Raw genomic sequence first — 510 nt, forward strand, 5'->3', positions numbered from 1 at the left:
ATTCCGACGGTGATACCAGCACTGCCAACCTCGTCCTGCAGATCCACAACAACGACGATCCAGTGGTCATCAGCGGCCTTGACGTGAATGGCGGCGAACTCACCGTCTACGAGAAAAACCTCACTGACGGCAGCACGCCGGATGCCACCGCGCTGACCCAGAGCGGCACGTTCACCATCACTGCGCTGGACGGCGTGACCACGCTGACTGTCGGCGGCATCGCTGTCGTCACCAACGGTGTGGCCGCAGGGTTCCCGCAATCGGTCACCACGCCGTTGGGCAGCACGCTGACCATCACCGGTTTCAACGCCACCACCGGCGTGGTCAGCTACAGCTACACCCTGGCCGATAACGAAGCGCATTCAAACGCCAACGGCGCGAATAACCTGCCTGAGCAGTTCGCCGTTACCGTGGTCGACGATAACGGCACCACCGCCAATGGCACCCTCGACGTGAACATCGTCGACGATTTGCCAAAAGCCGTGGATGACAGCAACACCGGCACCGCAT

Annotated in this window: 1 protein-coding gene; it reads left to right on the forward strand. The window is 61.4% G+C overall.

The features are described from left to right. Positions 1 to 510 (forward strand): hypothetical protein (locus tag ACM6JQ_RS18415; protein ID WP_414894458.1); only part of this gene is annotated, 510 nt, incomplete at both ends.

This window comes from Pseudomonas sp. IT-232MI5 (assembly GCF_949767845.1).
GTDB lineage: Bacteria > Pseudomonadota > Gammaproteobacteria > Pseudomonadales > Pseudomonadaceae > Aquipseudomonas.